Below are 25,700 nucleotides of genomic sequence, written 5' to 3'. Positions count from 1 at the left end.
CCGGTGCCGCGCTACCGCATTACCGTCGAATACGACGGCGGGGCCTTTTCCGGCTGGCAGCGGCAGGACGATGTCCCCACCGTGCAGGGGGCGATCGAGGCAGCGGCCGCCCACCTGAACAATGGCATGCCGGTGACGTTGATGGCGGCCGGGCGCACCGATGCCGGCGTCCACGCCACCGGCCAGGTCGCCCATTTCGACCTCGAGCGCGAGATCGAGCCGGGAACGCTGGCCAATGCCCTGAACTTCCACCTGAAGCCGGCCCCTGTGGCCATCGTCGAGGCGGCGCTGGCGGCGCCCGACTTCCATTCCCGCTTCGATGCCACCGGCCGACATTACCTCTACCGTATTCTCGACCGCCGCCCGCCGCCCGCCTACACCACCGGCCGGGTCTGGCATGTCAGCCGGCGGCTGGATGTCGAGGCGATGAATGAGGGCGCCAAGGTGCTGGTCGGGCATCATGATTTTTCCAGCTTCCGGGCCACCGAATGCCAGGCCAAGTCGCCGATGAAGACGCTGGACCGGCTGGTGCTGGCCCGGGTGGGCGAGGAAATTCACGTCGAGGCCAGTTCGCGCTCGTTCCTGCACCACCAGGTACGGATCATGGTCGGCACGCTGAAGCTGGTGGGCGAGGGCAAATGGACGCCGGCCGATGTCGCGGCGGCGCTGGCGGCCAGGACCCGTGCCGCCGGTGGGCCGACCGCCCCGGCCGAGGGCCTGGTCCTGACCCGGGTCGACTACGGCACGGCCGCAACACAGCCTGAGAAATAATCGGCTGACGCGCCGAGCCGGAACCGCGATCATCGGCCTGCATTCTGCTGACAGATCGAATCGCGGGAGGACGCTCAATGAATAGTCGCATCGTCGTTGCGGCGTTGTTGGCTTTCACGCTGGTGGCCCCGGCGCAGGTGGTGGGCAAGCCGAAGAATCCGGGTCAAGGCCACGGCAACGCCGATACCACCGACAGTGTCGGAGAGGCCGTGGGCGGCGCCGTCGCGGCGGCCTTGTTCGGCGCCTCCGACCGGCAGTTGATCTCCAACTATTTCCTGCGCAACAGCGGCTACCTCGACGGCCTGCCGCCGGGCATCCGCAAGCAACTGGTCACCAAAGGCCGCCTGCCGCCGGGGATTGCCAAGAAGGCGCTGCCGCCGGGCCTGGCCGGGCAATTGTCGCCGCTGCCGTCCGGTTTCGACCGGATGATCATCGGCCCCGATGTCCTGCTGGTTGAAATCGCCACCGGAATCATCGTCGACATCATCCGCGACGTCGTTCGTTAACGAATACGGAACCCGGATCGCGCTGCTGCATTCCTTGTGCATCAACTCTGCCAGGGTGGCAAAAATGAGTATCCGCAAACCGCTAATTCTGATGGCTCTCGCCGCGGCGCTGATCGCGCCTGCCGGCGCGGCCCTTGCCGACAGCGACCACGGGCGTGGCCGCGGTCACGACAAGCACCGATATTACTATTCCGACCGCGAATATCGCCACCATCGTGGCGATGACGATCGGGTGGTGGTCATCCGTCCGGCGCCGCGCCGTGACCCCTACGCCTATGGCCGGGGCTACGATCGCGGCTTCAACGACGGTGCGCGCTTTGCCAGTCGGGACCGTGATCGGATGCGCGGCTGGTATACCCGCTATCCGTCCTATTATCGCCCGATGCCCCGGGTCACTATCGTCAGCTTGTCCGCGGCGGCTACCTGCCGCGGGGCTACTACTACGAGGCGCCGCCGATCCTGGTGCGCGACTTCGATCCGCTGCCGCGGGGCTATGGCTATTACGTCGTCGACCGCGACATCGTCATCGCGTCGGTCGCGACCGGCTTGATCCTGGACGTGCTGCTGGGCGGCAACTGACCGCCGGGCGACCGGGCCGATCCGAGCGGCCCGGTTGCCTAGGCGTGCAGCCGGCGGCGGCCGCCATAGCCGGCCACGGCTTCCATCAACTCGGCCACGGCATTGCGCGTGGCCGGTGACGGGACACCGCCGAAGGCGCCGACGATGCGGCTGGCGAGGTGGGAGAGTTCGCTGGCCTCGCCGGCGCTTTCCGAGGCGGCCCCCACCGTCAGGGCAAATTCCACCATCCGCGCCATGATGCCGGGTTCGATCACCTTGAGCAGGGCGTTCATTTCGGCGATATCGATGACCGCGCCATGGCCCTGTTCGATATCCTCGATACGGGCCACGGAAAGCGCCGAGCGCGCCGCAAGCGTGTCGATTGAAAGACCCTGCATCGCCCGCAGGCCGCGGAGCCACCGCCCGATCCCCTGGATCAGTTTTTCCATTTGTGGGTCTTGCGAAAATTCCACCGTCGTCGCCCCCTGAATTAAGCCAGCTCTGCGACCCTTAACCTCTCCGCCTTTGCCTCCGGTGTAATCCCCATCCGATCAGGGGGGTTGACCAATGTCGGCGGTTCGGGGGTGCTCTCCCCCGAGCCGCCAATATTAACCCTGTTTGCCGATGTTAACCTTATTTCCCGATTTTGGCGCGAATTGCGGCGAGGCGGTCGGTCACCGTGGTCGGCTTGGGGCCGGAGGCGCTGGCCAGCGCCGCGGCGATGTTGGGATCGTCCTGTTCGGGCTTGGTCGGCTTCAGCAGGCTGGCCTTGGCATTGGCGGCCTCGGCTGCGACCAGGTCCTTCTCGGCCGCGTCCTGCATGGCCTTCAGGGCGACGTTCAGGCTCGAGGTGGCGCCGGCCAGGCCGGCCGCACGCTTGGCCGCGTCGGCCTGGCGCTCGGCCATGTCCCGCTGCTGCTCGGCGCGCGCCATGGTGCGCTGGGCGCGTTCGAGCTCGCTGCGGGCATCCTTCAGCTTGGCACCAGCACCGCTGTAGGCTTCTTCCAACTGGGCCAGGAAGGACTGTGCGTCCTCGGCATCCTTGGCTTCGCGGTCGATGTCCGGGGCCATGTCTTCCAGCATCTTCAAGAGCTGGTTCAGGCTCTTCTCCAGGCTCGCCTTGCGCTCGGGGTCATTGGCTTCGGTCGCCTGGATCTGCAGCGTCTCGGCCGCGGCCAGGCGCTGCTCGCTCAGGGCCTTGATGGCGTCCGACTCTTTCTTCTCCTTCTGGAACGAGGCGCGGGCCTTGGCGACCTCGGTCCCCAGGGTGTCGAGGTGCTGCTCCATGGTGCGCAGCTCGGCCTCGGTCGCAGCCTTGGGATCCCAGCGGACCAGGGCTTCGAGCCCCGATTGCACGGCCTGGTCGGTCTTCACGCCGATCAGATTCTTGATGAAGGTGAACATGGGCTCTCCCTTGGGGTTGTGAGGGGTGGAACTTAGGCGTCAACCGGCCATGGCGCCGGCGTTGAGCAGGGCCACCGCGACCTGAGTGGCGGCCAGAGTCAGTGCGGCGGCGTCGTTGCCGCGTTCGATCTGTTCCTTGAAGCCGCGTAGCACCAGGGCCACCACGAGCAGCGTCACCAATTGCAGCACCAGGGCGACGACGCCCCACAGGACGATGTCGATCAGCGCCGTCGAGGTGGCGAGGGTCGAGGCCAGCGGGATCGCCAGGGCCAGGACCGCCCCCGCCAGGACGATGCCGGCTGCGCTGTTGCCCTGGGCCACCAGCGACCGTTCATGGAACGGGGTCAGGAGCTGATAAAGAAAGACACCGATGGCCAGCAGGATGACCGTGATGCCGAATTGCGTCAGCAGTGTCGGCAGCGCGCCGCCCAGCACGTCGAGAATGTGATCCAAGGTCGCCTCCATGGGGTGCCTCTGTCCTGCGTCAGCTCAACGAGAGGGCGCTGGGGTTGATGTCGATGCCGGCGTGCAGTTCGACCCAGGCCTCGCCCTTGGCGTCGACCGCGGTGACCAGCAGGTATTCCACCGCCGGCGCGGGATCCGCGCGGCCGGTCTTGCGGGCATAGAGCATCATGTGCAGCTTGCGCTCTATCGTGCCCTCCAGGTTCTCGATCGCCTCCGTCACGTCGCGCGGCGGCACTTTGGACGATCCGGGCGACCAGGCGCGGGCATAGCGCTGCCCGTCCTTGGTCTCGAATTCCGGCCAGCCGATCATGCCGTCGGTCTTGTCGAGCCAGAAGCCCCATTCGTCCTTGTCGGCCGGCTGAATCTCGTCGAGGCGCTTGAAATAACGGCATTCCGACGGGTTGCCCTGGGCGTCCAGGACCAGTTGGAAGAAGGCGCCCTCGTCTTCGAGGTAGAGCCGGTGATAGGTGCCGGCGCCGTCGGTCACGGTGCCGATGGCATCGACGCCGATCCGGCCATTGTCCATCCCCGCCTTGGGGGCGGTCACCTTGGTCATGCCTTCGGCCAGGATAAAGGGGGCGGGGTCCAGGGTCAGGGGCATGCCGACGCGGAACAGGTCGGGCTGGTATTTGGCGCCCGAAGCCTTGTTGCGCAGGATCGCGGCGGCGGTGCCCAGCATGGTGCCGTCGCCGCCTTGGGTGCGGGGCGGCTGACCGCCCGGGGGTTTGCGGGGGCGTGACATCTTCCACATCATGAACAGGACGAAGCCGCCGATCAGGACCACGATCAGAATCGTGCCCATGCCCGGGCCTTCGCCCAGGCCGCGGGCCCGGGCGACCTGGTCGGGCACGTCGGCCGGCACCTGGCCGGCGCGGGCCGGATCGCCGCCGCCGGCCGCCAGTTGCCGGTCCAGCGCGGCGAGCTTAGCCTTCAATTCAGGATCGCTTTGCGCCTGGGCGTCGGCCTCCGCCCGCCATTCGCGGTAACCGGGGTCGTCGCGATTGTCGCGGAAGAAGTCGGCATGGCTGCGATCGCTGATCGTATCGAGCAGGTACCACAACAGCACGGCATCGAAGACGCCGAAGCTGGAGCGGCCGCGCGAGGCATAGTCGGGCGGGCGATAGCCGCGATCGCCGTAGTAACCGTAGGGGTCGGCATCGTCGCTGCGCGGCCGCCGCGTCGTCGAACCGCTGCCGCCCGAGCCGCTGCCGCCCGAGCCGCTGCCGCTGCTGCCGGCCGAAGGGGTGCGGGTTTCGGGCGTGAGGAAATCGTCCAGCGCGCTGCGCGATTGCCCGCGCGAGGCGCTGCGATCGGAGCCCGATCCTGAATAGCCGCTGTCATAGCCCGACGAGCCGGCACTGCCGCTGCCGGGCCTGGCATAGCCGCCGCTGGAGGACGAGCTGCTGTCGCCGAAGGAAGGGGTGCGGGTCGACCCGCTGCTGCCGCCGGGCCGGCTGTACCCGCCTGACGAGCCGCTGCGGCGGGCTTCGGCCTGATCCGGCGCGGCCACGGTGAAGGCCGCCGCGACCACCGCGGTGCGGACAAGCGCCGGCGCGACCGGGCCCGAGCCCAGCCCGATCAGGGCCGCCATCAAGGCGGCGCCCAGGCGCCGCCTCAATCGCAGACCGGCATGCCGGTCAGTTTTGGTCATGGCGCGGGCGCGCGACCGTCAATAGGTCAGCGTCGCCGGCAGGCCCTTGGCTTGCTCGATCCAGTCCGCGACGTCGGCCGGCGTGGGCAGGCGGCGCACCAGCGATTTGGCGGCGTTCACCTCTTCCAGCTTCTTGTGCAGGTTGGCGGCGACCCGGTTCTTCAGTTCCTTCACCGTGTCAACGCCGGCGAATTCCAGCAGGTCGCCATATTCCTCGCCGATGCCCTTGATCCGCATCAGGTCGGCGCGATTGGCCCATTCCAGGATCTGGTGGGTGGTCAAGCCGGCCTTTTCGGCAGTGGCTTCGCGGGCGGCGGGGGTCAGGCTGGCGTTCAGGAGTTCGGCGGTGGTATCGATGCCGATGGCCTTCAGCTTGTCCCGGAAAACCGGTCCGATGCCTTCGATTTTTTCGATTGCGTAGGACGACATAGGCCCACTCTCCCCTTGATTGCAATCAATACGGAAACGCCAAGCACCGGAACAACGAACATGCCCGAGCGAGGTTACAGTCTCGCGACGGCATGGCAACGAAGAAAAAAGGACGATCGTCAAGTTTTGCCCGCGGGCTGGAACACTCGCGGCTGCCACATCTTTCCTTCAAGTGGGGCTCGTGAAGCAAGGAGCCAGCCATGACGAAGAGAATGATCGCCGTCGTCGGTGCCGCCGTGCTTGCCTTGGCAGGCGCGCCGTCCCAGGCCAGAACAGTGGAGGATCCGACGGGCGCGATGCTGCCTCTGGTGACCTCGGCCGCGACGGTCAGCTACATCCAGTCCGCGGGGCAGATCGACTTGTTCGAGATCGCTGCCGCGAAACTTGCCTTGCAGCGCAGCAAGCGCGCCGATGTCCAGGCCTTCGCCGTCGAGGTGGCACGGGCGCACCAGGACGCCGCGGCAAGACTGCAGGGCGAGTTGATCGGGCTCGAGCCGACGATCAGCCTGCCGGCCCAACTCGATGCCGAGCATCAGGCCGGTCTTGCGGCGCTGGAACGTGCTGGCGAGGCCGATTTCGACCGCCTCTACATCGAAGGCCAGGTGGCCGCCCAACACAGGGCGCTGAAACTGCATCAGGCCTATGTCGACGGCGGCGACGATTCGCAGATCAAGACGGTGGCCAGGGGTGCCGCCGCCATGGCTGCCTCGCACCTGGAGGCGGCGAAGACCCTGTCGGGCAGGGGGTAGCGATGGGTGATGGTGCCCCCGGCAGGGATTGAACCCGCGACCTTCGGTTTACAAAACCGCTGCTCTACCGCTGAGCTACAAGGGCACGGCCCCTACATAATGGCAGGCCGCACGGAACGGAAGGGCAAAGCGCGAGCGCTGTTCAGCTCAAATAGCTGACGCCGGTGAGCTTTTCCGACAGGGCCCACAGGCCGGCGCCGGTCTTCTCGCTCTGGGCTTTTTTCAGCGCCACCGCGGGGGCCGGGGCGCCGCCCCACATCTCGAAGGGGCCGTCGGGGCCCCAGTAGCTGCCGCCGGCGATGCCGGGCGTCATGGCGGCGTGCAGGGTCGGGATCGCGCCCTTGGCCGACGACTGGGCGAGCAGGGCGCCGCTGAGGGACATGACGGCCTTGGCGATCGCGGATTTCTCCATGATCGGGCCGGCGGTCAGCAGGTTGGTCGCGGCAAAGCCCGGGTGGGCGGCGGTGCTGATGGTCTTCGACCCCGACGCGGCGAGGCGTCGGTGCAGTTCGAGGGCGAACACCAGATTGGCCAGCTTGGCCTGGCCGTAGGCGTCCCACTTGCTATAGGGCCGGCGTTCCCAGTTGAGGTCGTCGAGGTCGATGCGGCCGCGGCGGTGGGCCAGGCTGGCCACCGTCACGATGCGGCTGCCGCCGGTCTTCTGGACCAGGGGGAGCAACCGGCCGGTCAGGGCGAAATGGCCCAGGTGGTTGGTGCCGACCTGCATTTCGAAGCCGTCCTTGGTGCGGCGCAGGGGCAGGGCCATGACGCCCGCATTGTTGATCAAGAGGTCCAGGCGCTCGAGCCGGCCCATGACCTGGCCGGCGAAGCCGGCGACGGAGGCGAGATCGGCCAGGTCCAGGGCCATGAACTCCACCCGCGCCGCCGGGTGGCGGCCGCGGATCCGGGCGATCGCGGCCTCGGTCTTGGCCTGGTCGCGGCAGGCGAGGATCACCTGGGCGCCCCGCTGGGCGAGGCCCAGGGCGGTTTCCAGTCCCAGCCCGCTGTTGGCACCGGTGACGACGGCCACGCGGCCGGTTTGATCCGGCACGCTGTCGATGCTCCACTGCGCCATGATTTCCCCCGCAACCCCTGTACGGCCGGCGCTCGTTGAAGCGTCGCCAGCTCGCCTATTTCAGCGCCCGCGCACCAGTTCGTACAGCGCAACAGCCGCCGCATTCGAGACATTCAGCGATTCGATGCCGCCGCCGATCGGCAGCTTGGCGATCGCATCGCAGCGCTCCTTGGTCAGGCGGCGCAGGCCCACCCCCTCGGCCCCCAGGACCAGGGCGACCGAGCCCGTGGTATCGGTATCGGCCAGGGTCTGCGCCGTGTCGGCATCCAGCGCCACGCGCCAGTAGCCGAGTTCGCCCAGCTCGTCCAGGGCGCGGGCCAGGTTGACCACCCGGACCAGGGGAATGACGTCCAGGGCGCCCGAGGCGGCCTTGGCCATCACCGCGGTGGCGCCGGGGGCATGGCGGTCGGTGACGACCACCGCCTTGGCCCCGAAAGCCGCGGCCGAGCGCATGATGGCGCCAACATTGTGGGGATCGGTCACCTGATCCAGCACGACCACGATGGCGCGTTCGTCGATGTCGCGGGCGCAGGCCTCGTCCAGGGCCAGTTCCTCGAGCGGCTCGATCTTCAGGGCGACGCCCTGGTGCACCGAGGCGGGTGGCAGGACCCGCTCGATCATCTCGCGCGAGACCGATTCGTATTCCAGGCCGCGGGCGGCCAGGGCACGGGTCAACCGCGGGCCCAGGGCATCGGCATCCTGGGCGGTGATCATCAGGCGCAGGCAGCGTCTGTCGGGGTTTTCCAGCGCCGCCAGGACCGGATGGTGGCCATAGAGCCACAGGCCCGATTCGCGCGGGGCAGGGCGCGGTCGCGTGCCCGGGCCCTGGGGCGCGGCATTGACGGAAGCCGTCTTGACCGGCGCCGGCTTGGCGCCGGCTAGCGTCCGGGGGCCTGCCGGCTTGGCGCCGGTCAGGGGCCTGGTCGCCGCCGGCTTGGCGCCGGCCGGGGCCTGGGGCGTCGCCGGCTTGCCGCCGCGGCGCTGCTTGTTGCCGTCCGGGGGCGGCGGCGGTTTGCCGCCGCGGCCGCCGTGTTTGCGTCTGTCCATGCCGTGTCTTATAGTCCGGCTCTCCTGGTCGGCGCAATCAGCGGGCGACGCTGTCTTTCTGTTGTTCATATCCCAGGCCGTGCGGAGGTTTTCCGGCACCGTGGTTTCCCGATTGACACGGCAACGCAAATGACCATAGTGCGGCGCTCTGGCGGGCAGGTCTTCCTGTGCGTCACACCCTGAGTGGAGGGGTGGCCGAGCGGTCAATGGCAGCAGACTGTAAATCTGCCGACGAATGTCTACGTTGGTTCGAATCCAACCCCCTCCACCACACGGGCCTTCGGGCCAGCGGGCGGGTGGGCGGCGAGCCTGAGGCCCGGCGGGCCAGGGCATACCGGGGACGACGGCGGATGGGTTGGAACTGTAAGCCTGGTGCGCGGGTGTAGCTCAATGGTAGAGCCCCAGCCTTCCAAGCTGGTTGTGTGGGTTCGATTCCCATCACCCGCTCCAAGCTCCCGGCCGGGAACGGCAACGGGTCGGCCGGAAACGGCGGGGCGGTGTGGTGAATAAAGTTTCCCGGGTTGCGGCGCGGTGCCGTAGCCCTTCTTCACAAGTCGATGGTTTAGACGGACTGCGGAAATGGCCAAGGAAAGTTTCAAGCGGACGAAGCCGCACTGCAACATCGGGACGATCGGACACGTCGACCATGGCAAGACGTCGCTGACGGCGGCGATCACCAAGGTCCTGGCGGAGTCTGGTGGTGCGACGTTCACGGCGTATGACCAGATCGACAAGGCGCCGGAAGAGCGGGCTCGTGGCATCACGATCTCGACGGCGCACGTCGAGTACGAGACCAAGAACCGGCACTATGCCCACGTCGACTGCCCCGGCCACGCCGACTATGTGAAGAACATGATCACGGGCGCGGCGCAGATGGACGGCGCGATCCTGGTGGTGTCGGCGGCCGACGGCCCAATGCCGCAGACGCGCGAGCACATCCTGCTGGCGCGCCAGGTCGGCGTGCCCTCGCTGGTGGTGTTCCTGAACAAGTGCGACATGGTCGACGATCCGGAACTGCTGGAACTGGTCGAGCTGGAAGTGCGCGAACTGCTCTCGTCCTACCAGTTCCCCGGCGACGACATCCCGGTGGTGAAGGGCTCGGCCCTGTGTGCGCTCAACGACTCGGACAAGAAGCTGGGTCATGACGCGATCATCGAGCTGATGGCGGCGGTCGATGCCTACATCCCGCAGCCCGAGCGCCCCAAGGACCGTCCGTTCCTGATGCCGATCGAAGACGTGTTCTCGATCTCGGGCCGCGGCACCGTGGTGACCGGGCGTATCGAGCGCGGCATCGTGAAGGTGGGCGAGGAAGTCGAGATCGTCGGCCTGAAGGACACCAAGAAGACGACGGTGACCGGCGTCGAGATGTTCCGCAAGCTGCTGGACCAGGGCGAGGCGGGCGACAACGTCGGTGCGCTGCTGCGCGGTGTCGGCCGTGACGACGTCGAGCGCGGCCAGGTCCTGGCCAAGCCGGGCTCGATCACGCCGCACACCAAGTTTAAGGCCGAGGCCTATATCCTGACGAAGGAAGAGGGCGGCCGTCATACGCCGTTCTTCACCAACTATCGTCCGCAGTTCTACTTCCGGACCACGGACGTGACCGGCGTCGTGACCCTGCCCGAGGGTGTCGAGATGGTCATGCCGGGCGACAACGTCGCCATGGAAGTCGAGCTGATCGCGCCGATCGCCATGGACGAAGGCCTGCGTTTCGCGATCCGCGAGGGCGGCCGTACCGTCGGCGCCGGCGTCGTCGCGTCCATCGTGAAGTGAGGCCGACGGCATACTGAGTTAGCCCTGCCCGGGCCGGAGGAGTGTAGCTCAATTGGTAGAGCACCGGTCTCCAAAACCGGGGGCTGGGGGTTCGAGCCCCTCCACTCCTGCCAACTTCATGATGGCGAAGCTGGCCGGGCGGGAAAAGTGAACTGGGTTAAGGGCCGGACGCGGGTGACTGCGTCCCGGCCCTGGACTCGTTGAGGGGAAAGGTGTATACCGCCGGCCCCGCCTAAGGATGAGTGAGCGCATGAGCAAGCCGAGTCCGATCGAGTTCGCGCGGCAGGTGCGCCAGGAAGTTTCCAAGGTGACCTGGCCTTCGCGGCGGGAGACCGGCGTTACGACCGTGATGGTGTTCATCATGGTGGTGGTGGCATCGCTGTTCTTCCTGGTGGCCGATATCGGCCTGTCGAAGCTGGTCGAATTTGCCCTCGGCCTGGGAGCGTAAGTCGATGGCAGCGCGTTGGTACATTGTTCATGCCTATTCCGGCTTTGAGAAGAAGGTCGCAGGCGCGATCCGCGAACAGGCCGAACAGAAGGGCATGACCGAGCAGATCACCGAGGTTCTGGTGCCGACCGAGGAAGTGGTCGAAGTGCGCCGGGGCCAGAAGATCAATGCCGAGCGGAAGTTCTTCCCCGGCTATGTTCTGGTGAAGATGGAGATGAGCGATCAGGGCTATCACCTGATCAAGAACACCGCGAAGGTGACGGGTTTCCTCGGGCCGGCCGGCAAGCCGACGCCGATTACCGAGACGGAAGCCCAGCGCATCCTGCACCAGGTGCAGGAAGGCATCGAGCGGCCCAAGTCGACGATCAGTTTCGAGATCGGCGAACAGGTGCGGGTGGCGGACGGCCCCTTCACCTCGTTCAACGGCGTGGTGGAGGATGTCGACAACGAGCGTTCGCGCTTGAAGGTCGCGGTTTCGATTTTCGGCCGGGCAACCCCGGTCGAATTGGAGTTCGCCCAGGTCGAAAAGGTCTGAGGTGGATGGCCCGGCGGCGTGCCGCCGGGTGGCGAGGGGTCGATAACGGTGCGGGGACGCACGGTGCATCGGCCGGTGAGGGAGGCCAACCCGGACAGTCCACCGGGGGCCGTACCCACAACCTCCCGGTTCAACCGGTCGGTCTCGGTGTGAGGCTGGCCAGGAGAGGGATGCGTTATGGCAAAGAAGATTGACGGTTATATCAAATTGCAGGTGCCGGCAGGCTCCGCCAACCCGTCGCCGCCGATCGGGCCGGCGCTGGGTCAGCGCGGCGTCAACATCATGGGCTTCTGCAAGGAATTCAACGCCCAGACCCAGAGCCTGGAAAAGGGCATGCCGATCCCGGTCGTGATCACGGTGTTCTCGGACAAGTCGTTCACCTTCGTGACCAAGACCCCCGGCCACCTACTTCATCAAGAAGGCGGCGGGCGTGAACAAGGGCTCGACGACTCCGGGCCGCGGCACGGTCGGTGCGATCACCAAGGCGCAGCTCCTGGAGATCGCCGCGATCAAGATCAAGGATTCCAATTCCAACGACGTCGAAGCCGTGGCGCGCCAGCTCGCCGGTTCCGCCCTGTCGATGGGCCTGCAGGTGAAGGAGTAACCCCGATGGCTGTCGCAAAGCGTCTGCGCAAGGCCCACGAGGGCATCGATCCTGCCAAGTCCTATCCGCTGACCGATGCCGTGAAGATGGTTCGCGAGCGCGCCACCGCCAAGTTCGACGAGACCATCGAGGTCGCGATGAATCTGGGCGTCGATCCGCGTCACGCCGACCAGATGGTCCGCGGCGTCGTCCTGCTGCCCAACGGCACGGGCAAGACCGTGCGCGTGGCCGTGTTCGCCAAGGGCGACAAGGCCGAGGCGGCCAAGAAGGCCGGTGCCGACATCGTCGGCGCCGACGACCTGGCCGAGAAGGTCCAGGCCGGCCAGATCGAGTTCGACCGCTGCATCGCCACCCCGACATGATGGTCGTGGTCGGCAAGCTGGGTAAGGTGCTGGGCCCGCGCGGCCTGATGCCGAACCCCAAGCTGGGCACCGTGACCGCCGATGTCGTCGGCGCCGTCAAGGCGGCCAAGGGCGGCCAGGTTGAGTTCCGCGTCGAGAAGGCCGGTGTGCTGCAGGCCGGTGTCGGCAAGGCGAGCTTCTCGCCCGAGGCGCTGGAACAGAACATCAAGGCCTTCGTCGAGGCGGTCAATCGGGCCAAGCCGACGGGCGCCAAGGGCACCTACCTCAAGAAGGTCGCGCTCAGCTCGACCATGGGCCCGGGCGTGAAGGTCGAAGTCGGGACGGTCGTCGGCTGACGACCATCTGACGATTTGTGAGTTTGAAGGTCTCCCGGTCACCTGATCGGGGGACTTTCAGGGTTTCCCGGTCGGCAACGGCCGGGAAGGGTGGTCCGGGAGACCGGATCGCCACCCTGTCCGAGACTGCTGGTGTTCTCCCTGTCGCATGCGAACAGGGGGAACTTAAAAACCGCCAGCATAGACGGGAGACAGCTCGATTTCGGGCCCGGACGTATCCGGGCAGCAGCACGGGTTTTAGCGCCTCGTGTCCAAGATCGGGTCTTTCCTGGGACAGGTGTCACGGGTCGCGGCCGCTAGCCGCGATCTTGGGCAAAAACGGCCGGGCACGCATGGTGCATGTTCGGCTAACTCGGGAGTAACAAGGTGGACAGAGCCGCAAAGAAGGAGCTGGTCACGACCCTCTCGGAGGTCTTCGACAAGACCTCTCTGGTGGTCGTGGGGCACTACAGCGGGTTGAAGGTCTCGGAGATCACCGATCTCCGTCGCCAGATGCGCGCTGCCGGTGCCGGCTTCAAGGTTTCCAAGAACCGGCTCACCAAGCTTGCGCTCCATGGCACGAAGTTCGAAGCCATCGGGGACCTGCTCAAGGGTCCGACCGCGATCGCCTATTCGGATGATCCGGTCGCCGCGGCGAAAGTCGCGGTCGAATACGCCAAGAAGAACGACAAGTTCGTTCTGAAGGGCGGCGTGATGGGCGGGACGACATTGGACGTCGAGGGTGTCAAAGCCCTGGCGACCCTGCCGTCCCTCGACGAACTGCGTGGCAGGCTCCTTGGCATGATCCAGACCCCGGCGTCGCGGATCGCATCGGTGCTTCAGGCACCGGGCGGTCAGTTGGCCCGGGTGCTTTCGGCTTATGCGACCAAGGACGAGGCGCAGGCGGCGTGAGCCACCTACTCAACCCAATCCAGGAAAGACTAAGGACACACTACAATGGCTGATCTTGCCCGTATCGTTGATGAACTCTCGGCCCTGACCGTTATCGAAGCGGCCGAACTCTCCAAGCTGCTCGAAGAGAAGTGGGGCGTTTCCGCCGCCGCCCCGGTGGCCGTTGCCGCTGCCGGTCCGGCCGCTGCCGCTGCCCCGGTCGAAGAGCAGACCGAATTCTCCGTCATCCTGCAGGAAGCCGGGGACAAGAAGATCAATGTGATCAAGGAAGTCCGCGCCGTCACCGGCCTGGGCCTCAAGGAAGCCAAGGATCTGGTCGAGGCTGCCCCCAAGGAAGTCAAGGGCGGCGTCTCCAAGGACGAAGCTGCCAAGATCAAGGCTCAGATCGAGTCGGCTGGCGCCAAGGTCGTCGTTAAGTAATTTAACGATCGATCTGTCGGTTATCGGGGGCGGGTTCGCCCGCCCCCGGTCTCCCTTCGGCGGCGAAGGGCCGGCCCGGAGGGCGATGACGGAACATCCGGCTGCGCGCCGTTCCGCATCTTTATCAAGGTAGCGCAGACGAGAGTTGTCGAGAGGCTCCCCATGGCGATTTCCTTCACTGGCCGCAAGCGGGTCCGCAAGAGCTTCGGGCGCATCCCTGAAGTCTCGACCATGCCGAATCTGATCGAAGTTCAAAAGTCGAGCTACGACCAGTTCCTGCAGATGGACGTGCCGGCCGAGAAGCGAACCGATACTGGTATCCAGGGCGTGTTCAAGTCGGTCTTCCCGATCAAGGACTTCTCCGAGAACGCTCATCTCGAGTTCGTGAAATACGAATTCGAACACCCGAAATACGACGTCGAGGAATGCCAGCAGCGCGGCATGACCTTCGCGGCGCCCTTGAAGGTGACGCTGCGTCTGATCGTCTTTGAGACCGATGAAGATACGGGCGCCAAGTCCGTTCTCGATATCAAGGAACAGGACGTCTACATGGGCGACATGCCCCTGATGACCGCCAACGGCACCTTCGTGGTGAACGGGACCGAGCGCGTGATCGTCAGCCAGATGCACCGGTCGCCCGGCGTGTTCTTCGATCACGACCGCGGCAAGACCCACGCCAGCGGCAAGTACCTGTTCGCCGCCCGGGTCATTCCCTATCGCGGCTCGTGGCTCGATTTCGAGTTCGACGCCAAGGATATCGTCCACGTCCGCATCGACCGCCGGCGCAAGCTGCCGGTGTCCTCGCTGATGTTCGCCCTGGGCATGACCGCGGAAGAGATCCTGCATCACTTCTACCGTGTCGTGGCCTATCGCCGCCAGGGCTCCGGCAAGGACGGCAAGGCCCAGGGCCAGTGGCGCACCGCCTTCGAGCCCGAGCGCATCCGCGGCATCAAGCCGTTGACCGACCTGATCGACGCCAAGACCGGCAAGGTCGTGGTGCCGGCGGGGACCAAGGTCACCCCGCGCATGGCCAAGAAGCTGAAGGAAGAAGGCGTCGAGGAACTGTTCGTCGCCTCGTCGGATCTGGTCGGCCGCTATGCCGGCAACGACATGATCAACGAGACCACGGGCGAGATCCTGATCGAGGCCGGCGAGGAACTGACCGAAGCCTTGATCAAGGTGATGGAAGAGTCGGGCGTCCAGGAATTCGCGACCCTGGATATCGACCATGTCACGGTCGGCCCCTATATCCGCAACACCATGATGGCGGACAAGAATCAGTCCTATGAACAGGCGCTGATCGAGATCTACCGCGTCATGCGTCCCGGCGAGCCGCCGACCCTCGACACCGCCTCGGCGCTGTTCCAGGGCCTGCTGTTCGATAGCGAGCGTTACGACCTCTCGGCCGTGGGCCGGGTGAAGATGAACTCGCGCCTGAATCTCGAGACCCCGGATACCCAGCGCACCCTGCGCAAGGAAGACATCCTGGCGGTGATCAAGACCCTGGTCGAGCTGAAAGACGGCCGCGGCGAGATCGACGACATCGATCACCTGGGCAACCGTCGCGTCCGCTCGGTCGGCGAGCTGATGGAAAACCAGTATCGCATCGGCCTGCTGCGCATGGAGCGAGCGATCCGCGAGCGCATGTCCTCGGTCGAGATCGAGACCGTGATGCCGCACGACCTGATCAATGCCAAGCCCGCGGCGGCGGCGGTGCGCGAGTTCTTCGGTTCCTCGCAGCTCAGCCAGTTCATGGACCAGACCAATCCGCTGTCCGAGATCACGCACAAGCGTCGTCTCTCGGCGCTTGGGCCTGGCGGTCTGACCCGTGAGCGTGCCGGCTTCGAGGTGCGCGACGTGCATCCGACCCACTACGGCCGCATCTGCCCGATCGAGACCCCGGAGGGCCCGAACATCGGCCTGATCAACTCGCTGGCGACCTATGCCCGGGTGAACCAGTACGGTTTCATCGAGACCCCCTACCGCAAGGTGCTCGACAGTCGCGTGACCAGCGAAGTCGTCTATCTGTCGGCCATGGAGGAAGGCAAGTACACGATCGCCCAGGCGAACGCGGAGCTGGACGGCGAAGGCCGCTTCATGGCCGACCTGGTGTCGTGCCGCGAGGCGGGCGAGTTCGTCATGACCATCCCGTCCCAGATCAACATGATGGACGTGTCGCCGAAGCAGCTCGTCTCGGTCGCCGCGGCCTTGATCCCGTTCCTGGAGAACGACGACGCCAACCGCGCGCTGATGGGCTCGAACATGCAGCGCCAGGCGGTGCCGCTGATCAAGGCGGAAGCGCCGCTGGTCGGCACCGGCATGGAAGAGGTGGTGGCCCGGGATTCGGGTGTTGCCATCATCGCCAAGCGCAGCGGCGTCGTCGACCAGATCGACGGCACGCGCATCGTCGTCCGCGCCACCGAGGAGAATGATCCGGCGGCCTCGGGCGTCGACATCCACCGCCTGCTGAAGTTCCAGCGTTCCAACCAGAACACCTGCATCACCCAGCGCCCGCTGGTGAAGGTGGGCGACCTGGTGAACAAGGGCGACATCATCGCCGACGGTCCCTCGACCGAATTGGGCGAACTGGCCCTGGGCCGCAACGTGCTCGTCGCGTTCATGCCCTGGAACGGTTACAACTTCGAAGACTCGATCCTGATCTCGGAGCGCATCGTCTCGGACGACGTGTTCACCTCGATCCACATCGAAGAATTCGAAGTGATGGCCCGCGACACCAAACTGGGGCCTGAGGAAATCACCCGCGATATCCCCAATATCGGCGAAGAGGGCCTCAAGAACCTCGACGAAGCTGGCATCGTCTATATCGGTGCCGAGGTGAAGCCGGGCGACATCCTGGTCGGCAAGGTGACGCCGAAGGGCGAAAGCCCGATGACGCCGGAAGAAAAGCTGCTGCGCGCCATCTTCGGCGAGAAGGCGTCCGACGTGCGCGACACCTCACTGCGCCTGCCGCCCGGCGTTGCCGGCACGGTGGTCGAGGTGCGCGTGTTCAACCGCCACGGCGTCGATAAGGACGAGCGTGCCCTGGCGATCGAGCGCGAGCAGATCGAACGCCTGGCCAAGGACCGCGACGACGAGTTGGCGATCCTGGAGCGTAACGTCTACAGCCGCCTGAAGGCCCTGCTGCTCGACAAGACCGTCGCCTCCGGCCCCAAGGGCATGCGCGCCGGCTCGACCGTCGAGACCGCGAACCTTGCCGAACTGACCAAGGGCCAGTGGTGGCAGATCGCCATCAAGGGCGACGAGCAGACCAACCTGGACCTCGAGTCGCTGAAGAAGCATTTCGACGAAGCCAAGGACCGCTTGCAGAAGCGTTTCGAGGACAAGGTCGAGAAGCTGCAGCGCGGCGACGAGATGCAGCCCGGCGTGATGAAGATGGTCAAGGTCTTCGTCGCGGTGAAGCGCAAGCTGCAGCCCGGCGACAAGATGGCCGGCCGTCACGGCAACAAGGGTGTCATCTCGCGCATCATGCCGCGCGAGGACATGCCTTACCTTGCGGACGGCACCCCGGTCGACATCGTGCTGAACCCGCTGGGCGTGCCCAGCCGCATGAACGTCGGCCAGATCCTCGAGACCCACCTGGGCTGGGCCTGCGCCGGCCTGGGCCGGCAGATCGGCGAGATCACCGACAAGGTCCGCCGTGGCGCCGACATCAAGGGCCTGCGCGACAAGCTGAAGGCGGTCTATTCCGCCGACGAGTACAAGGACAAGATCGCCCCGCTGACGGACGATCAGTTGTTGGAGATGGGCGACAACCTGCGCCGCGGCGTGCCGATCGCCACCCCGGTGTTCGACGGCGCCCACCAGGACGACATCGAGGCCGAACTGGAGCGCGCGGGCCTGCACCGCTCGGGCCAGGTCACCCTGGTCGACGGTCGTACCGGCGAGGCCTTCGACCGCAAGGTCACGGTCGGTTACATCTACATGCTGAAGCTGCATCACCTGGTGGACGACAAGATCCACGCCCGGTCGATCGGCCCCTACAGCCTGGTCACCCAGCAGCCGCTGGGCGGCAAGGCCCAGTTCGGCGGCCAGCGCTTCGGCGAAATGGAGGTCTGGGCCTTGCAGGCCTACGGCGCCGCCTACACGCTGCAGGAAATGCTGACCGTGAAGTCGGACGACGTGGCGGGCCGCACCAAGGTCTATGAGTCGATCGTGCGCGGCGAGGACAATTTCGAGGCCGGTATTCCGGAATCGTTCAACGTTCTCGTCATGGAAATGCGCTCGCTGGGCCTCAATGTCGACATGGGGGGCAAGGGCGGGGTGTAACCCCGTCCTGCCTGCCCGTCGGTAAAGCCATAGTGAATATCAGTTCGAGCAACCAGAGCAGTCGCGGGGACGCTCGCGACGCAAGGGAGCACAAGTTATGAACCAAGAGGTCCTTTCGCTTTTTGGCCGTGAGCCTGGCACCCAGGCCTTCGATCAGATCAAGATCTCGATCGCTTCCCCTGAAAAGATCAAGGCGTGGAGCCACGGCGAGATCAAGAAGCCGGAAACCATCAACTACCGCACCTTCAAGCCGGAGCGGGACGGCCTGTTCTGCGCCAAGATCTTCGGTCCGATCAAGGACTACGAGTGCCTGTGCGGCAAGTACAAGCGCATGAAGTATCGCGGCATCACCTGCGAGAAGTGCGGCGTCGAAGTCACGCTCTCCAAGGTCCGGCGCGAGCGCATGGGCCATATCGAGCTGGCCTCGCCCGTGGCCCATATCTGGTTCCTGAAGTCGCTGCCCAGCCGCATCGGCCTGCTGCTGGACATGACGCTGAAGGATCTCGAGCGGATTCTGTACTTCGAGAACTATGTGGTGACCGAACCCGGCCTGACGGCGCTGAAGCGCTATCAGTTGCTGGGCGAGGAAGACTTCATGCGTGCCCAGGACGAGTATGGCGAGGACAGCTTCGAGGCCGGCATCGGCGCCGAGGCGATCCGCAAGATGCTCGAGAAGCTGGACCTCGAGGGCGAGCGCGACGAGCTGCGCCAGGAACTGGCCACCACCACCTCGGAAGCCAAGCCCAAGAAGATCGTCAAGCGCCTGAAGCTGATCGAGTCCTTCATCGAGTCGGGCAACAAGCCCGAATGGATGATCCTGACCGTCGTGCCGGTGATCCCGCCCGAGCTGCGCCCGCTGGTGCCGCTCGACGGCGGCCGCTTCGCCACGTCCGACTTGAACGATCTCTATCGCCGCGTCATCAACCGCAACAACCGCCTCAAGCGCCTGATCGAGCTGCGCGCGCCCGACATCATCGTGCGCAACGAGAAGCGCATGCTGCAGGAGGCGGTCGACGCCCTGTTCGACAACGGCCGCCGCGGCCGCGTCATCACCGGCGCCAACAAGCGGCCGCTGAAGTCGATCTCGGACATGCTGAAGGGCAAGCAGGGCCGGTTCCGCCAGAACCTGCTGGGCAAGCGCGTCGACTACTCGGGCCGTTCGGTCATCGTGGTGGGCCCGGAGCTGAAGCTCCACCAGTGCGGCCTGCCCAAGAAGATGGCGCTCGAACTGTTCAAGCCGTTCATCTACGCCAAGCTCGACATCAAGGGCATCGCCACCACCATCAAGATGGCGAAGAAGATGGTCGAGAAGGAGCGGCCGGAGGTGTGGGACATCCTCGAAGAGGTGATCCGCGAACATCCGGTCATGCTGAACCGCGCGCCGACCCTGCACCGCCTGGGCATCCAGGCGTTCGAGCCGACGCTGATCGAAGGCAAGGCGATCCAGCTCCACCCGCTGGTCTGCGCCGCCTTCAACGCCGACTTCGACGGCGACCAGATGGCCGTGCACGTCCCCCTGAGCCTCGAGGCCCAGTTGGAAGCGCGCGTCCTCATGATGTCGACCAACAACATCCTGAGCCCCGCCAACGGCAAGCCGATCATCGTGCCGTCGCAGGATATCGTGCTGGGCATCTACTACCTGTCACTGGATCGCCCCAACGAGCCGGGCGAGGGCATGGCCTTCGCCAATCTCAACGAGATCCAGGCCGGCCTCGACAATGGGTCGGTCACCCTGCATTCGCGCATCAAGGCGCGCCTGCACACGGTCGATAGCGAAGGCAAGCCGATCGTCGTCCGGGTCGAGACCACGCCGGGCCGCATGCTGCTGTCCGAGATCCTGCCGCGTCACCCCCAGGTGCCGTTCAGCCTGATCAACAAGCTGCTGACCAAGAAGGACATCTCGACCGTCATCGATATCGTCTACCGCCACTGCGGCCAGAAGGAGACGGTGATTTTCGCCGATCGCCTGATGGCGCTGGGCTTCAACCGCGCCTGCCGCGCCGGCATCTCCTTCGGCAAGGACGACATGGTCGTGCCGAAGGCGAAGGACGCGCTGGTGGCCGCGACCCAGGAGCAGGCCAAGGAGTACGAGCAGCAGTACCTCGACGGCCTGATCACCCAGGGCGAGAAGTACAACAAGGTCATCGACGCCTGGGCCCAGTGCACCGACAAGGTGGCCGACGAGATGATGAAGGAAATCTCGTCGATCGTGATCGACGAGACCACCGGCCGCGTGAAGCCCGTGAACTCCATCTACATGATGGCCCATTCCGGCGCCCGCGGTTCGGCCGCCCAGATGAAGCAGCTCGCCGGCATGCGCGGCCTGATGGCCAAGCCGTCGGGCGAGATCATCGAGACGCCGATCATCTCGAACTTCAAGGAAGGCCTGAGCGTGCTCGAGTACTTCAACTCGACGCACGGCGCCCGCAAGGGCCTGGCCGATACCGCGCTGAAGACCGCGAACTCGGGTTACCTCACCCGTCGCCTGGTCGACGTGGCCCAGGACTGCATCATCATCGAGGATGACTGCGGCACCTCCGAAGGCCTGACCGTGACCGAAGTGGTGGAAGGCGGCGACGTCATCGAGGCCCTGGGCGACCGGATCCTCGGCCGTACCGCGGCCGTCGACATCGTCGACCCGGCGACCTCGGAAGTCATCGTGCCGGCCGGCGACATGATCGTCGAAGACCATATCGACAATGTGAACGCCGCCGGCGTGCAGTCGGTGCTGATCCGTTCGGTGCTCACCTGCGAGTCGGACGGCGGCTGCTGCGCCAAGTGCTATGGCCGTGACCTGGCGCGTGGCACCACGGTGAACATGGGCGAGGCGGTCGGCGTCATCGCGGCGCAGTCGATCGGCGAGCCGGGCACCCAGCTCACCATGCGTACCTTCCACATCGGCGGTGCGGCGCAGTTCTCGGAGCGTAACAGCGTCGAGGCGTCGATCGACGGCACGATCAAGATCACCAACTACCACACGGTGACCGACAGCTCGAAGCGCCTGATCGTGATGGGCCGCAACTGCGAACTCATCCTGACCGACGCCAACGGCCGCGAACGTGCCCGCCATCGCGTGCCCTACGGCGCCCGCCTGTTCTTCGACGACGGTAAGTCCGTGACCAAGGGCGCCAAGCTGGTCGAGTGGGATCCCCGTACCCTGCCGATCATCTCGGAACGCGAAGGCTTTGCCGCCTACATGGACCTGGTGGAAGGCGTCTCGGTCCGCGAGACCACGGACGAGGCCACCGGCATCGCCAACAAGGAAGTCATCGACTGGCGCAGCCAGCCCAAGACCTCCGACCTGCGGCCGCGCATCAGCCTGCGCGACGAGCAGGGCGCTCTGATCCTCCAGCCCAACGGGCTCGAGGCGCGCTACTTCCTCCCCGCAGGCGCCATTCTCTCGATCGAGGACGGCGGCCGCATCCATGCGGGCGACGTGCTGGCGCGTATCCCGCTCGAGTCGGCCAAGACCCGTGACATCACCGGCGGTCTGCCGCGTGTCGCGGAACTGTTCGAGGCACGCCGGCCCAAGGATCACGCGATCATCGCCGAGCGTTCGGGCCGGGTCGAATTCGGCAAGGACTACAAGAACAAGCGCCGCCTGATCCTGCACCCGCTCGATGGCGACACCAGCGAGCCGCAGGAATACCTGATCCCGAAGGGCAAGCACATTGCCGTTCAGGAAGGCGACATCATCCAGAAGGGCGACTACCTGCTGGACGGCAACCCGGCGCCCCACGACATCCTCAAGGTCCTGGGCGTTGAGGCCCTGGCTCGTTATCTCGTGAACGAGATCCAGGACGTCTATCGTCTCCAGGGCGTGAAGATCAACGATAAGCACATCGAGGTGATCGTTCGCCAGATGCTGCAGAAGGTCGAGATCGGGGATTCGGGTGCCACCACCTTCCTGCAGGGCGAGCAGGTCGACCGTGACGAGTTCGAGGAAGAGAACGCGCGCACGATCGCCCTGGGCCTGCGGCCGGCGACCGGCAGCCCCGTGCTGCAGGGCATCACCAAGGCCTCGCTGCAGACCCGCTCCTTCATCTCGGCGGCGTCGTTCCAGGAGACCACCCGCGTGCTGACCGAGGCGGCGACCGCCGGCAAGGTCGACACCCTGGTCGGCCTGAAGGAAAACGTCATCGTCGGCCGCCTGATCCCGGCCGGCACCGGCGCCATGATGAGCCGCCTGAAGGAAGTGGCGCAGACCCGCGACAAGGAAATGGCTGCCCTGGAGAAGAGCGGCCAGGCGATCGGCGACAATTCCGACGCCGCCTGATCGGCTGCACAATCAAGGAAAAGCCCGGGACGGCGACGTCCCGGGCTTTTTTGTTGGCTGGAAGGGCGTCATCCCCGCGAAGGCGGGGATCCACCGCCGGGGCATACTCGAACGGACCCGGCCTGTCACAGCCGTGGATCCCCGCCTTCGCGGGGATGACGGATCGATGTTTCAGCTTGTGGGAGAAAGCGATCTAGAACAGTTTCTTGGCCACGTCCAGAACGCCAGCCAGGCCGCCGGTGGACTCGAGCAGGTTTCCGCTGCTGCTGAACTTGTCGATCATCTGCGGGATCGCCGCGGCCAGACCGCCTGCCGCTGCATCGGTGCTGACGCCAACTTCCTGGGCGAAGCTGCCGACCTTGTCGCCGCCGAAGATCGACAGGATCTGGGACGCGTCGATGCCCTGGTTAGGCCCGTCGCCCAGCCAGGAGCCGACCAGCCCCTGAAGGCCGCCATTGCCGGAAAACCGGCTGACCAGCCCGGCGAGGTCAAGCTTGCCGTCGCCGCCGCCAAGCAGCTTGCCCAGTGCGCCGCCGATGGCGTCGGCATTGACCTGGCTGCCGAAATGCTCCTGCAGCAGCTTGATGCCCAGTTGAATGATGTCCATGCGCCTTGCTCCTCAGGCCCTGATCGCCCTGTCGACCCTATCCGCCGTGGATGACACTCGGATTACCTGTCGTGCTAGTCCAGCAGGCTCACATGGGCCGATACCACGCGCCAGCCGTCCGGGAGGTGGGCCCAGACCTGGGTCTGGCGGCCGCGCTTGCCGGATTTCAGGCGGACATATTCGGTGTTGGCGACGCCGAGGTCCGGGCCGAAGGCGGTGATGCGGGTGTTTTCCAGGCGGCGGGCGAGATCTGCCACGCATCCAGCGCCGCCTGATCGGTCAAGGAAAAGCCCGGAACGGCAACGCCCCGGGCCTTTTCTATCCGGCAGCGTCGTAGCGTCACCCACCCATCGTCATCCCGGCGAAGGCCGGGATCCACTCTGAGGCTAGGTAGGGTCTACCCGTATCGCCAGACCGGTGGATCCCGGCCTTCGCCGGGATGACGCATGAGGTTTCGTCCAAAGTGCGCTATGGCGCCGCGCGGAAAGTGACTTCGCCTACCACCTGAAGGCAGAGAAGGCTATTCGAGTTGACAACCGTATTCAGCGTAGTTGCCTTGGATGAAACTCGCTGCTTCTCCCGAGAGCACGCGCTCTGCCCGTTCACGAATCTCTTTATTGGCGGCGGGCGAGTCCCGTAGGGCTTCCAGCATCGACTTAACCCGAAGGTCTTGGTAGTTGCGATCCATCGGCGGCCACTGCGAGGTCGATAATATCGTCCGGATCAGGGTACCGGCCGCGCGTATTGTTCGGCCTTCGCGCTGAAGGCGGGCGACTAATGCCAGGTAGTCGTCCAGCGATAGGCATTCCGCGACGATAAGGGCGACTTCCTGAGCCTTCTCATCGAGGTCGTCATCGAGGAGTGCGAGGGCGATCGACTCCTTATATTGGTCGGCAATGTCCTGAGCCTGCCTGATCGACCCGACTTCGTAGGCGGGGTTCGTGCCATCACGAAAGGGCGCGATGATGCGGCGGGCAAAGTCAGCTTTCTTGGTCCAAGAGCGGAATTCGTCGTAGCCGCCGGCGATAGAGGGGGCATCGAGGTGCTCAACATAAAAATTCGCGCCAAACGGACCGGCCACGACAAACAAAAGCCCAAGAAGCGCTGCGACTCCGCCAAGTCGGTAGGCCCAGCGCGCAATCTGTGCCATCCCGCGCCTCCTTCTTGTCGTATCTCCTAGGTCACTCCAGCAGGCTCACATGGGCCGATACCACGCGCCAGCCGTCGGGGAGGCGGGCCCAGACCTGGGTCTGGCGGCCGCGCTTGCCGGATTTCAGGCGGACGTATTCGGTGTTGGCGACGCCGAGGTCCGGGCCGAAGGCGGTGATGCGGGTGTTTTCCAGGCGGCGGGCCAGGTCGGACACGTCGCGCGCGCTGCGGTAGTTGGCGATCGCCTCCGGGCCGTAGAGGTTTTCCGTCGGGCCAAAGCGCAAGACCCGCGGGTCGTTCCAGAAGAAGGCGCCCAGGGCCGCCGTGTCATTGGTCATCAAGGCCCGTTCATAGGCCTCGAAGGCGGCCTTGATCTCGGCCACGGCATTGGGGTGGTCGATCCAAAGGTCGTCCGCGGTCGCGGTGGACATGGGAAAGCTCCTACCAGGATCATGCTGCACATTTCGCCAGCATACGTGATTGAAAATTGCGTGCATGCGTAAAAAACAGGCAGAAAATCGATCCGCCGATGTCTGTTGCTGCACCGCACTTTCCCACCAAAACCGAATATTAACAAATAGATAGCCTACTAGAACCGTGGGCGTTGCAGTTGGTCCGCCTTTTGCAGTGCATACAAGGCGGGACAGAGACAGGGGGCCGGGTATGACGATGGCGGTCATTGAGGCGGAGCCGGGCGCGATCCGGATCGATGTGGGGCGCACGGCCCTCGTCATCATCGACATGCAGCGCGACTTCCTCGAACCCGGCGGCTTCGGCGAGACTCTGGGCAACGACGTCTCGCTGCTGGCCAAGGCGATCGGGCCGTGCAAGGCGGTGCTCTCGGCGGCGCGGGCCGCGGGGATGCTGGTCATCCACACGCGGGAAGGCCACCGGCCCGACCTGTCGGATGCGCCGCCGGCCAAGGTCAACCGCGGCAGCCCCAGCCACCGCATCGGTGCGCCGGGGCCCATGGGGCGCATCCTGATCCGCGGCGAGCCCGGCCAGGACATCATCCCCGAACTTTACCCCATCGCCGGCGAGGTCGTGATCGACAAGCCGGGCAAGGGCGCCTTCTACGCAACCGACTTGGGGCTCGTGCTCCAGAACAAGGACATCGACACCCTGCTGGTGTGCGGCGTGACCACCGAGGTCTGCGTCCATACCACGGTGCGCGAGGGCAACGACCGGGGCTTCCGCTGTGTCGTCGTCGGCGATGCCTGCGGCTCCTATTTCCCCGAATTCCACGAGGTTGGCCTGCGCATGGTCAAGGCCCAGGGCGGGATCTTCGGGTGGGTCAGCGATTCGGCGAAGGTGGCGGGTGCGCTGGCGCCGGCCGACGCCGTGGCGGCGGAATAGGGCGA

At 65.6% G+C, this 25,700-nt stretch carries 22 protein-coding genes, 4 tRNA genes and 2 pseudogenes; 16 read left to right on the top strand and 12 right to left on the bottom strand.

From position 1 onward, the window contains the following. The first annotated feature begins 3 nt into the window (after positions 1-3). Both truA and D3874_RS16530 read left to right on the top strand, forming a co-directional pair. Positions 4-771, top strand: coding sequence for a tRNA pseudouridine(38-40) synthase TruA (truA, locus tag D3874_RS16535; RefSeq protein ID WP_119779061.1), 768 nt, complete (start codon positions 4-6; stop codon positions 769-771). Positions 772-848: 77 nt separating this feature from the next. Continuing rightward, complete coding sequence (locus D3874_RS16530; RefSeq protein WP_147385695.1) at positions 849-1,277, top strand: hypothetical protein; 429 nt, start codon at positions 849-851, stop codon at positions 1,275-1,277. Between the two features lie 617 nt (positions 1,278-1,894). Here D3874_RS16530 and D3874_RS16525 read toward each other — a convergent pair. The 5 genes from D3874_RS16525 to D3874_RS16505 all read right to left on the bottom strand — a co-directional run bounded on the left by D3874_RS16525 (position 1,895) and on the right by D3874_RS16505 (position 5,784). Continuing rightward, positions 1,895-2,284, bottom strand: a complete 390-nt coding sequence (locus tag D3874_RS16525) for a helix-turn-helix domain-containing protein (protein ID WP_119779059.1) — start codon at positions 2,282-2,284, stop codon at positions 1,895-1,897. 184 nt (positions 2,285-2,468) lie between these two features. Beyond that, positions 2,469-3,239 carry a hypothetical protein gene (locus D3874_RS16520; RefSeq protein WP_119779058.1) on the bottom strand — a complete coding sequence of 257 codons (771 nt, stop codon included), beginning with the start codon at positions 3,237-3,239 and terminating at the stop codon, positions 2,469-2,471. Between the two features lie 39 nt (positions 3,240-3,278). Further along, on the bottom strand, positions 3,279-3,704 hold the full coding sequence (locus D3874_RS16515; RefSeq protein ID WP_119779057.1) for a DUF350 domain-containing protein: 426 nt from the start codon (positions 3,702-3,704) through the stop codon (positions 3,279-3,281). A 19-nt stretch (positions 3,705-3,723) separates the two neighbouring features. Next, positions 3,724-5,355: a DUF2491 family protein gene (locus D3874_RS16510; RefSeq protein WP_147385694.1), complete on the bottom strand. Its 1,632-nt coding sequence runs from the start codon at positions 5,353-5,355 to the stop codon at positions 3,724-3,726. 18 nt (positions 5,356-5,373) lie between these two features. Then, entirely contained in the window at positions 5,374-5,784 is a 411-nt protein-coding gene (locus D3874_RS16505; protein ID WP_119779055.1) for a DUF4332 domain-containing protein, read from the bottom strand. Between the two features lie 200 nt (positions 5,785-5,984). Here D3874_RS16505 and D3874_RS16500 point away from each other — a divergent pair, with 200 nt between their 5' ends. Continuing rightward, a complete protein-coding gene (locus D3874_RS16500) occupies positions 5,985-6,533 on the top strand; it encodes a DUF4142 domain-containing protein (protein WP_119779054.1) in 549 nt (182 codons plus the stop codon). Positions 6,534-6,543: 10 nt separating this feature from the next. Here the strand turns inward: D3874_RS16500 and D3874_RS16495 are convergent. The 3 genes from D3874_RS16495 to rlmB form a co-directional block, all read right to left on the bottom strand. Beyond that, positions 6,544-6,618: transfer RNA gene (locus D3874_RS16495), tRNA-Thr, on the bottom strand. Positions 6,619-6,675: 57 nt separating this feature from the next. Beyond that, positions 6,676-7,608, bottom strand: a complete 933-nt coding sequence (locus D3874_RS16490) for an oxidoreductase (protein WP_119779053.1) — start codon at positions 7,606-7,608, stop codon at positions 6,676-6,678. Between the two features lie 60 nt (positions 7,609-7,668). Then, positions 7,669-8,655 (bottom strand): 23S rRNA (guanosine(2251)-2'-O)-methyltransferase RlmB, encoded by a 987-nt coding sequence (rlmB, locus tag D3874_RS16485; RefSeq protein WP_119779052.1) that lies wholly within the window; start codon positions 8,653-8,655, stop codon positions 7,669-7,671. Between the two features lie 185 nt (positions 8,656-8,840). Here rlmB and D3874_RS16480 point away from each other — a divergent pair. The 12 genes and pseudogenes from D3874_RS16480 to rpoC all read left to right on the top strand — a co-directional run bounded on the left by D3874_RS16480 (position 8,841) and on the right by rpoC (position 22,583). Continuing rightward, a tRNA-Tyr gene (locus D3874_RS16480) sits at positions 8,841-8,926 on the top strand. 105 nt (positions 8,927-9,031) lie between these two features. Further along, a tRNA-Gly gene (locus tag D3874_RS16475) sits at positions 9,032-9,105 on the top strand. 129 nt (positions 9,106-9,234) lie between these two features. Continuing rightward, the gene (gene tuf, locus D3874_RS16470) at positions 9,235-10,425 is read left to right on the top strand and encodes an elongation factor Tu (protein ID WP_119779034.1); all 1,191 of its coding nucleotides are present in this window, start codon (positions 9,235-9,237) and stop codon (positions 10,423-10,425) included. Positions 10,426-10,462: 37 nt separating this feature from the next. Continuing rightward, positions 10,463-10,538: transfer RNA gene (locus D3874_RS16465), tRNA-Trp, on the top strand. 137 nt (positions 10,539-10,675) lie between these two features. Beyond that, positions 10,676-10,873, top strand: a complete 198-nt coding sequence (secE, locus tag D3874_RS16460) for a preprotein translocase subunit SecE (protein ID WP_119779051.1) — start codon at positions 10,676-10,678, stop codon at positions 10,871-10,873. Between the two features lie 4 nt (positions 10,874-10,877). Further along, the gene (gene nusG / locus D3874_RS16455) at positions 10,878-11,408 is read left to right on the top strand and encodes a transcription termination/antitermination protein NusG (RefSeq protein WP_119779050.1); all 531 of its coding nucleotides are present in this window, start codon (positions 10,878-10,880) and stop codon (positions 11,406-11,408) included. A 177-nt stretch (positions 11,409-11,585) separates the two neighbouring features. After that, positions 11,586-12,012: pseudogene (gene rplK, locus D3874_RS16450) on the top strand (50S ribosomal protein L11). Between the two features lie 5 nt (positions 12,013-12,017). Next, a pseudogene (rplA, locus tag D3874_RS16445) lies at positions 12,018-12,709 on the top strand (50S ribosomal protein L1). Between the two features lie 366 nt (positions 12,710-13,075). Continuing rightward, positions 13,076-13,600, top strand: coding sequence for a 50S ribosomal protein L10 (gene rplJ / locus D3874_RS16440; protein ID WP_119779049.1), 525 nt, complete (start codon positions 13,076-13,078; stop codon positions 13,598-13,600). Positions 13,601-13,645: 45 nt separating this feature from the next. Further along, entirely contained in the window at positions 13,646-14,020 is a 375-nt protein-coding gene (gene rplL, locus D3874_RS16435; protein WP_119779048.1) for a 50S ribosomal protein L7/L12, read from the top strand. A gap of 162 nt (positions 14,021-14,182) precedes the next feature. Beyond that, the gene (rpoB, locus tag D3874_RS16430; RefSeq protein WP_119779047.1) at positions 14,183-18,307 is read left to right on the top strand and encodes a DNA-directed RNA polymerase subunit beta; all 4,125 of its coding nucleotides are present in this window, start codon (positions 14,183-14,185) and stop codon (positions 18,305-18,307) included. A 97-nt stretch (positions 18,308-18,404) separates the two neighbouring features. Beyond that, on the top strand, positions 18,405-22,583 hold the full coding sequence (gene rpoC / locus D3874_RS16425; RefSeq protein WP_119779046.1) for a DNA-directed RNA polymerase subunit beta': 4,179 nt from the start codon (positions 18,405-18,407) through the stop codon (positions 22,581-22,583). Positions 22,584-22,776: 193 nt separating this feature from the next. Here rpoC and D3874_RS16420 read toward each other — a convergent pair whose 3' ends face one another. The 4 genes from D3874_RS16420 to hpxZ all read right to left on the bottom strand — a co-directional run bounded on the left by D3874_RS16420 (position 22,777) and on the right by hpxZ (position 24,770). Further along, positions 22,777-23,190, bottom strand: a complete 414-nt coding sequence (locus tag D3874_RS16420) for a YidB family protein (RefSeq protein ID WP_119779045.1) — start codon at positions 23,188-23,190, stop codon at positions 22,777-22,779. 74 nt (positions 23,191-23,264) lie between these two features. Then, on the bottom strand, positions 23,265-23,447 hold the full coding sequence (locus D3874_RS16415; protein ID WP_233559977.1) for an AtzH-like domain-containing protein: 183 nt from the start codon (positions 23,445-23,447) through the stop codon (positions 23,265-23,267). 263 nt (positions 23,448-23,710) lie between these two features. Next, the gene (locus D3874_RS16410; protein WP_147385693.1) at positions 23,711-24,340 is read right to left on the bottom strand and encodes a hypothetical protein; all 630 of its coding nucleotides are present in this window, start codon (positions 24,338-24,340) and stop codon (positions 23,711-23,713) included. A 31-nt stretch (positions 24,341-24,371) separates the two neighbouring features. Further along, a complete protein-coding gene (gene hpxZ, locus D3874_RS16405; RefSeq protein WP_119779042.1) occupies positions 24,372-24,770 on the bottom strand; it encodes an oxalurate catabolism protein HpxZ in 399 nt (132 codons plus the stop codon). A 238-nt stretch (positions 24,771-25,008) separates the two neighbouring features. Between hpxZ and D3874_RS16400 the strand changes: the two genes are divergently transcribed. Continuing rightward, entirely contained in the window at positions 25,009-25,695 is a 687-nt protein-coding gene (locus D3874_RS16400; protein WP_119779041.1) for a cysteine hydrolase family protein, read from the top strand. The last annotated feature ends 5 nt before the right edge of the window (positions 25,696-25,700 follow it).

This window comes from Oleomonas cavernae (assembly GCF_003590945.1).
Taxonomy (GTDB): Bacteria; Pseudomonadota; Alphaproteobacteria; order Zavarziniales; family Zavarziniaceae; genus Zavarzinia; species Zavarzinia cavernae.
Note: the sequence above shows the minus strand (reverse complement) of the source record. Positions and strands in the feature narration are given on the sequence as shown.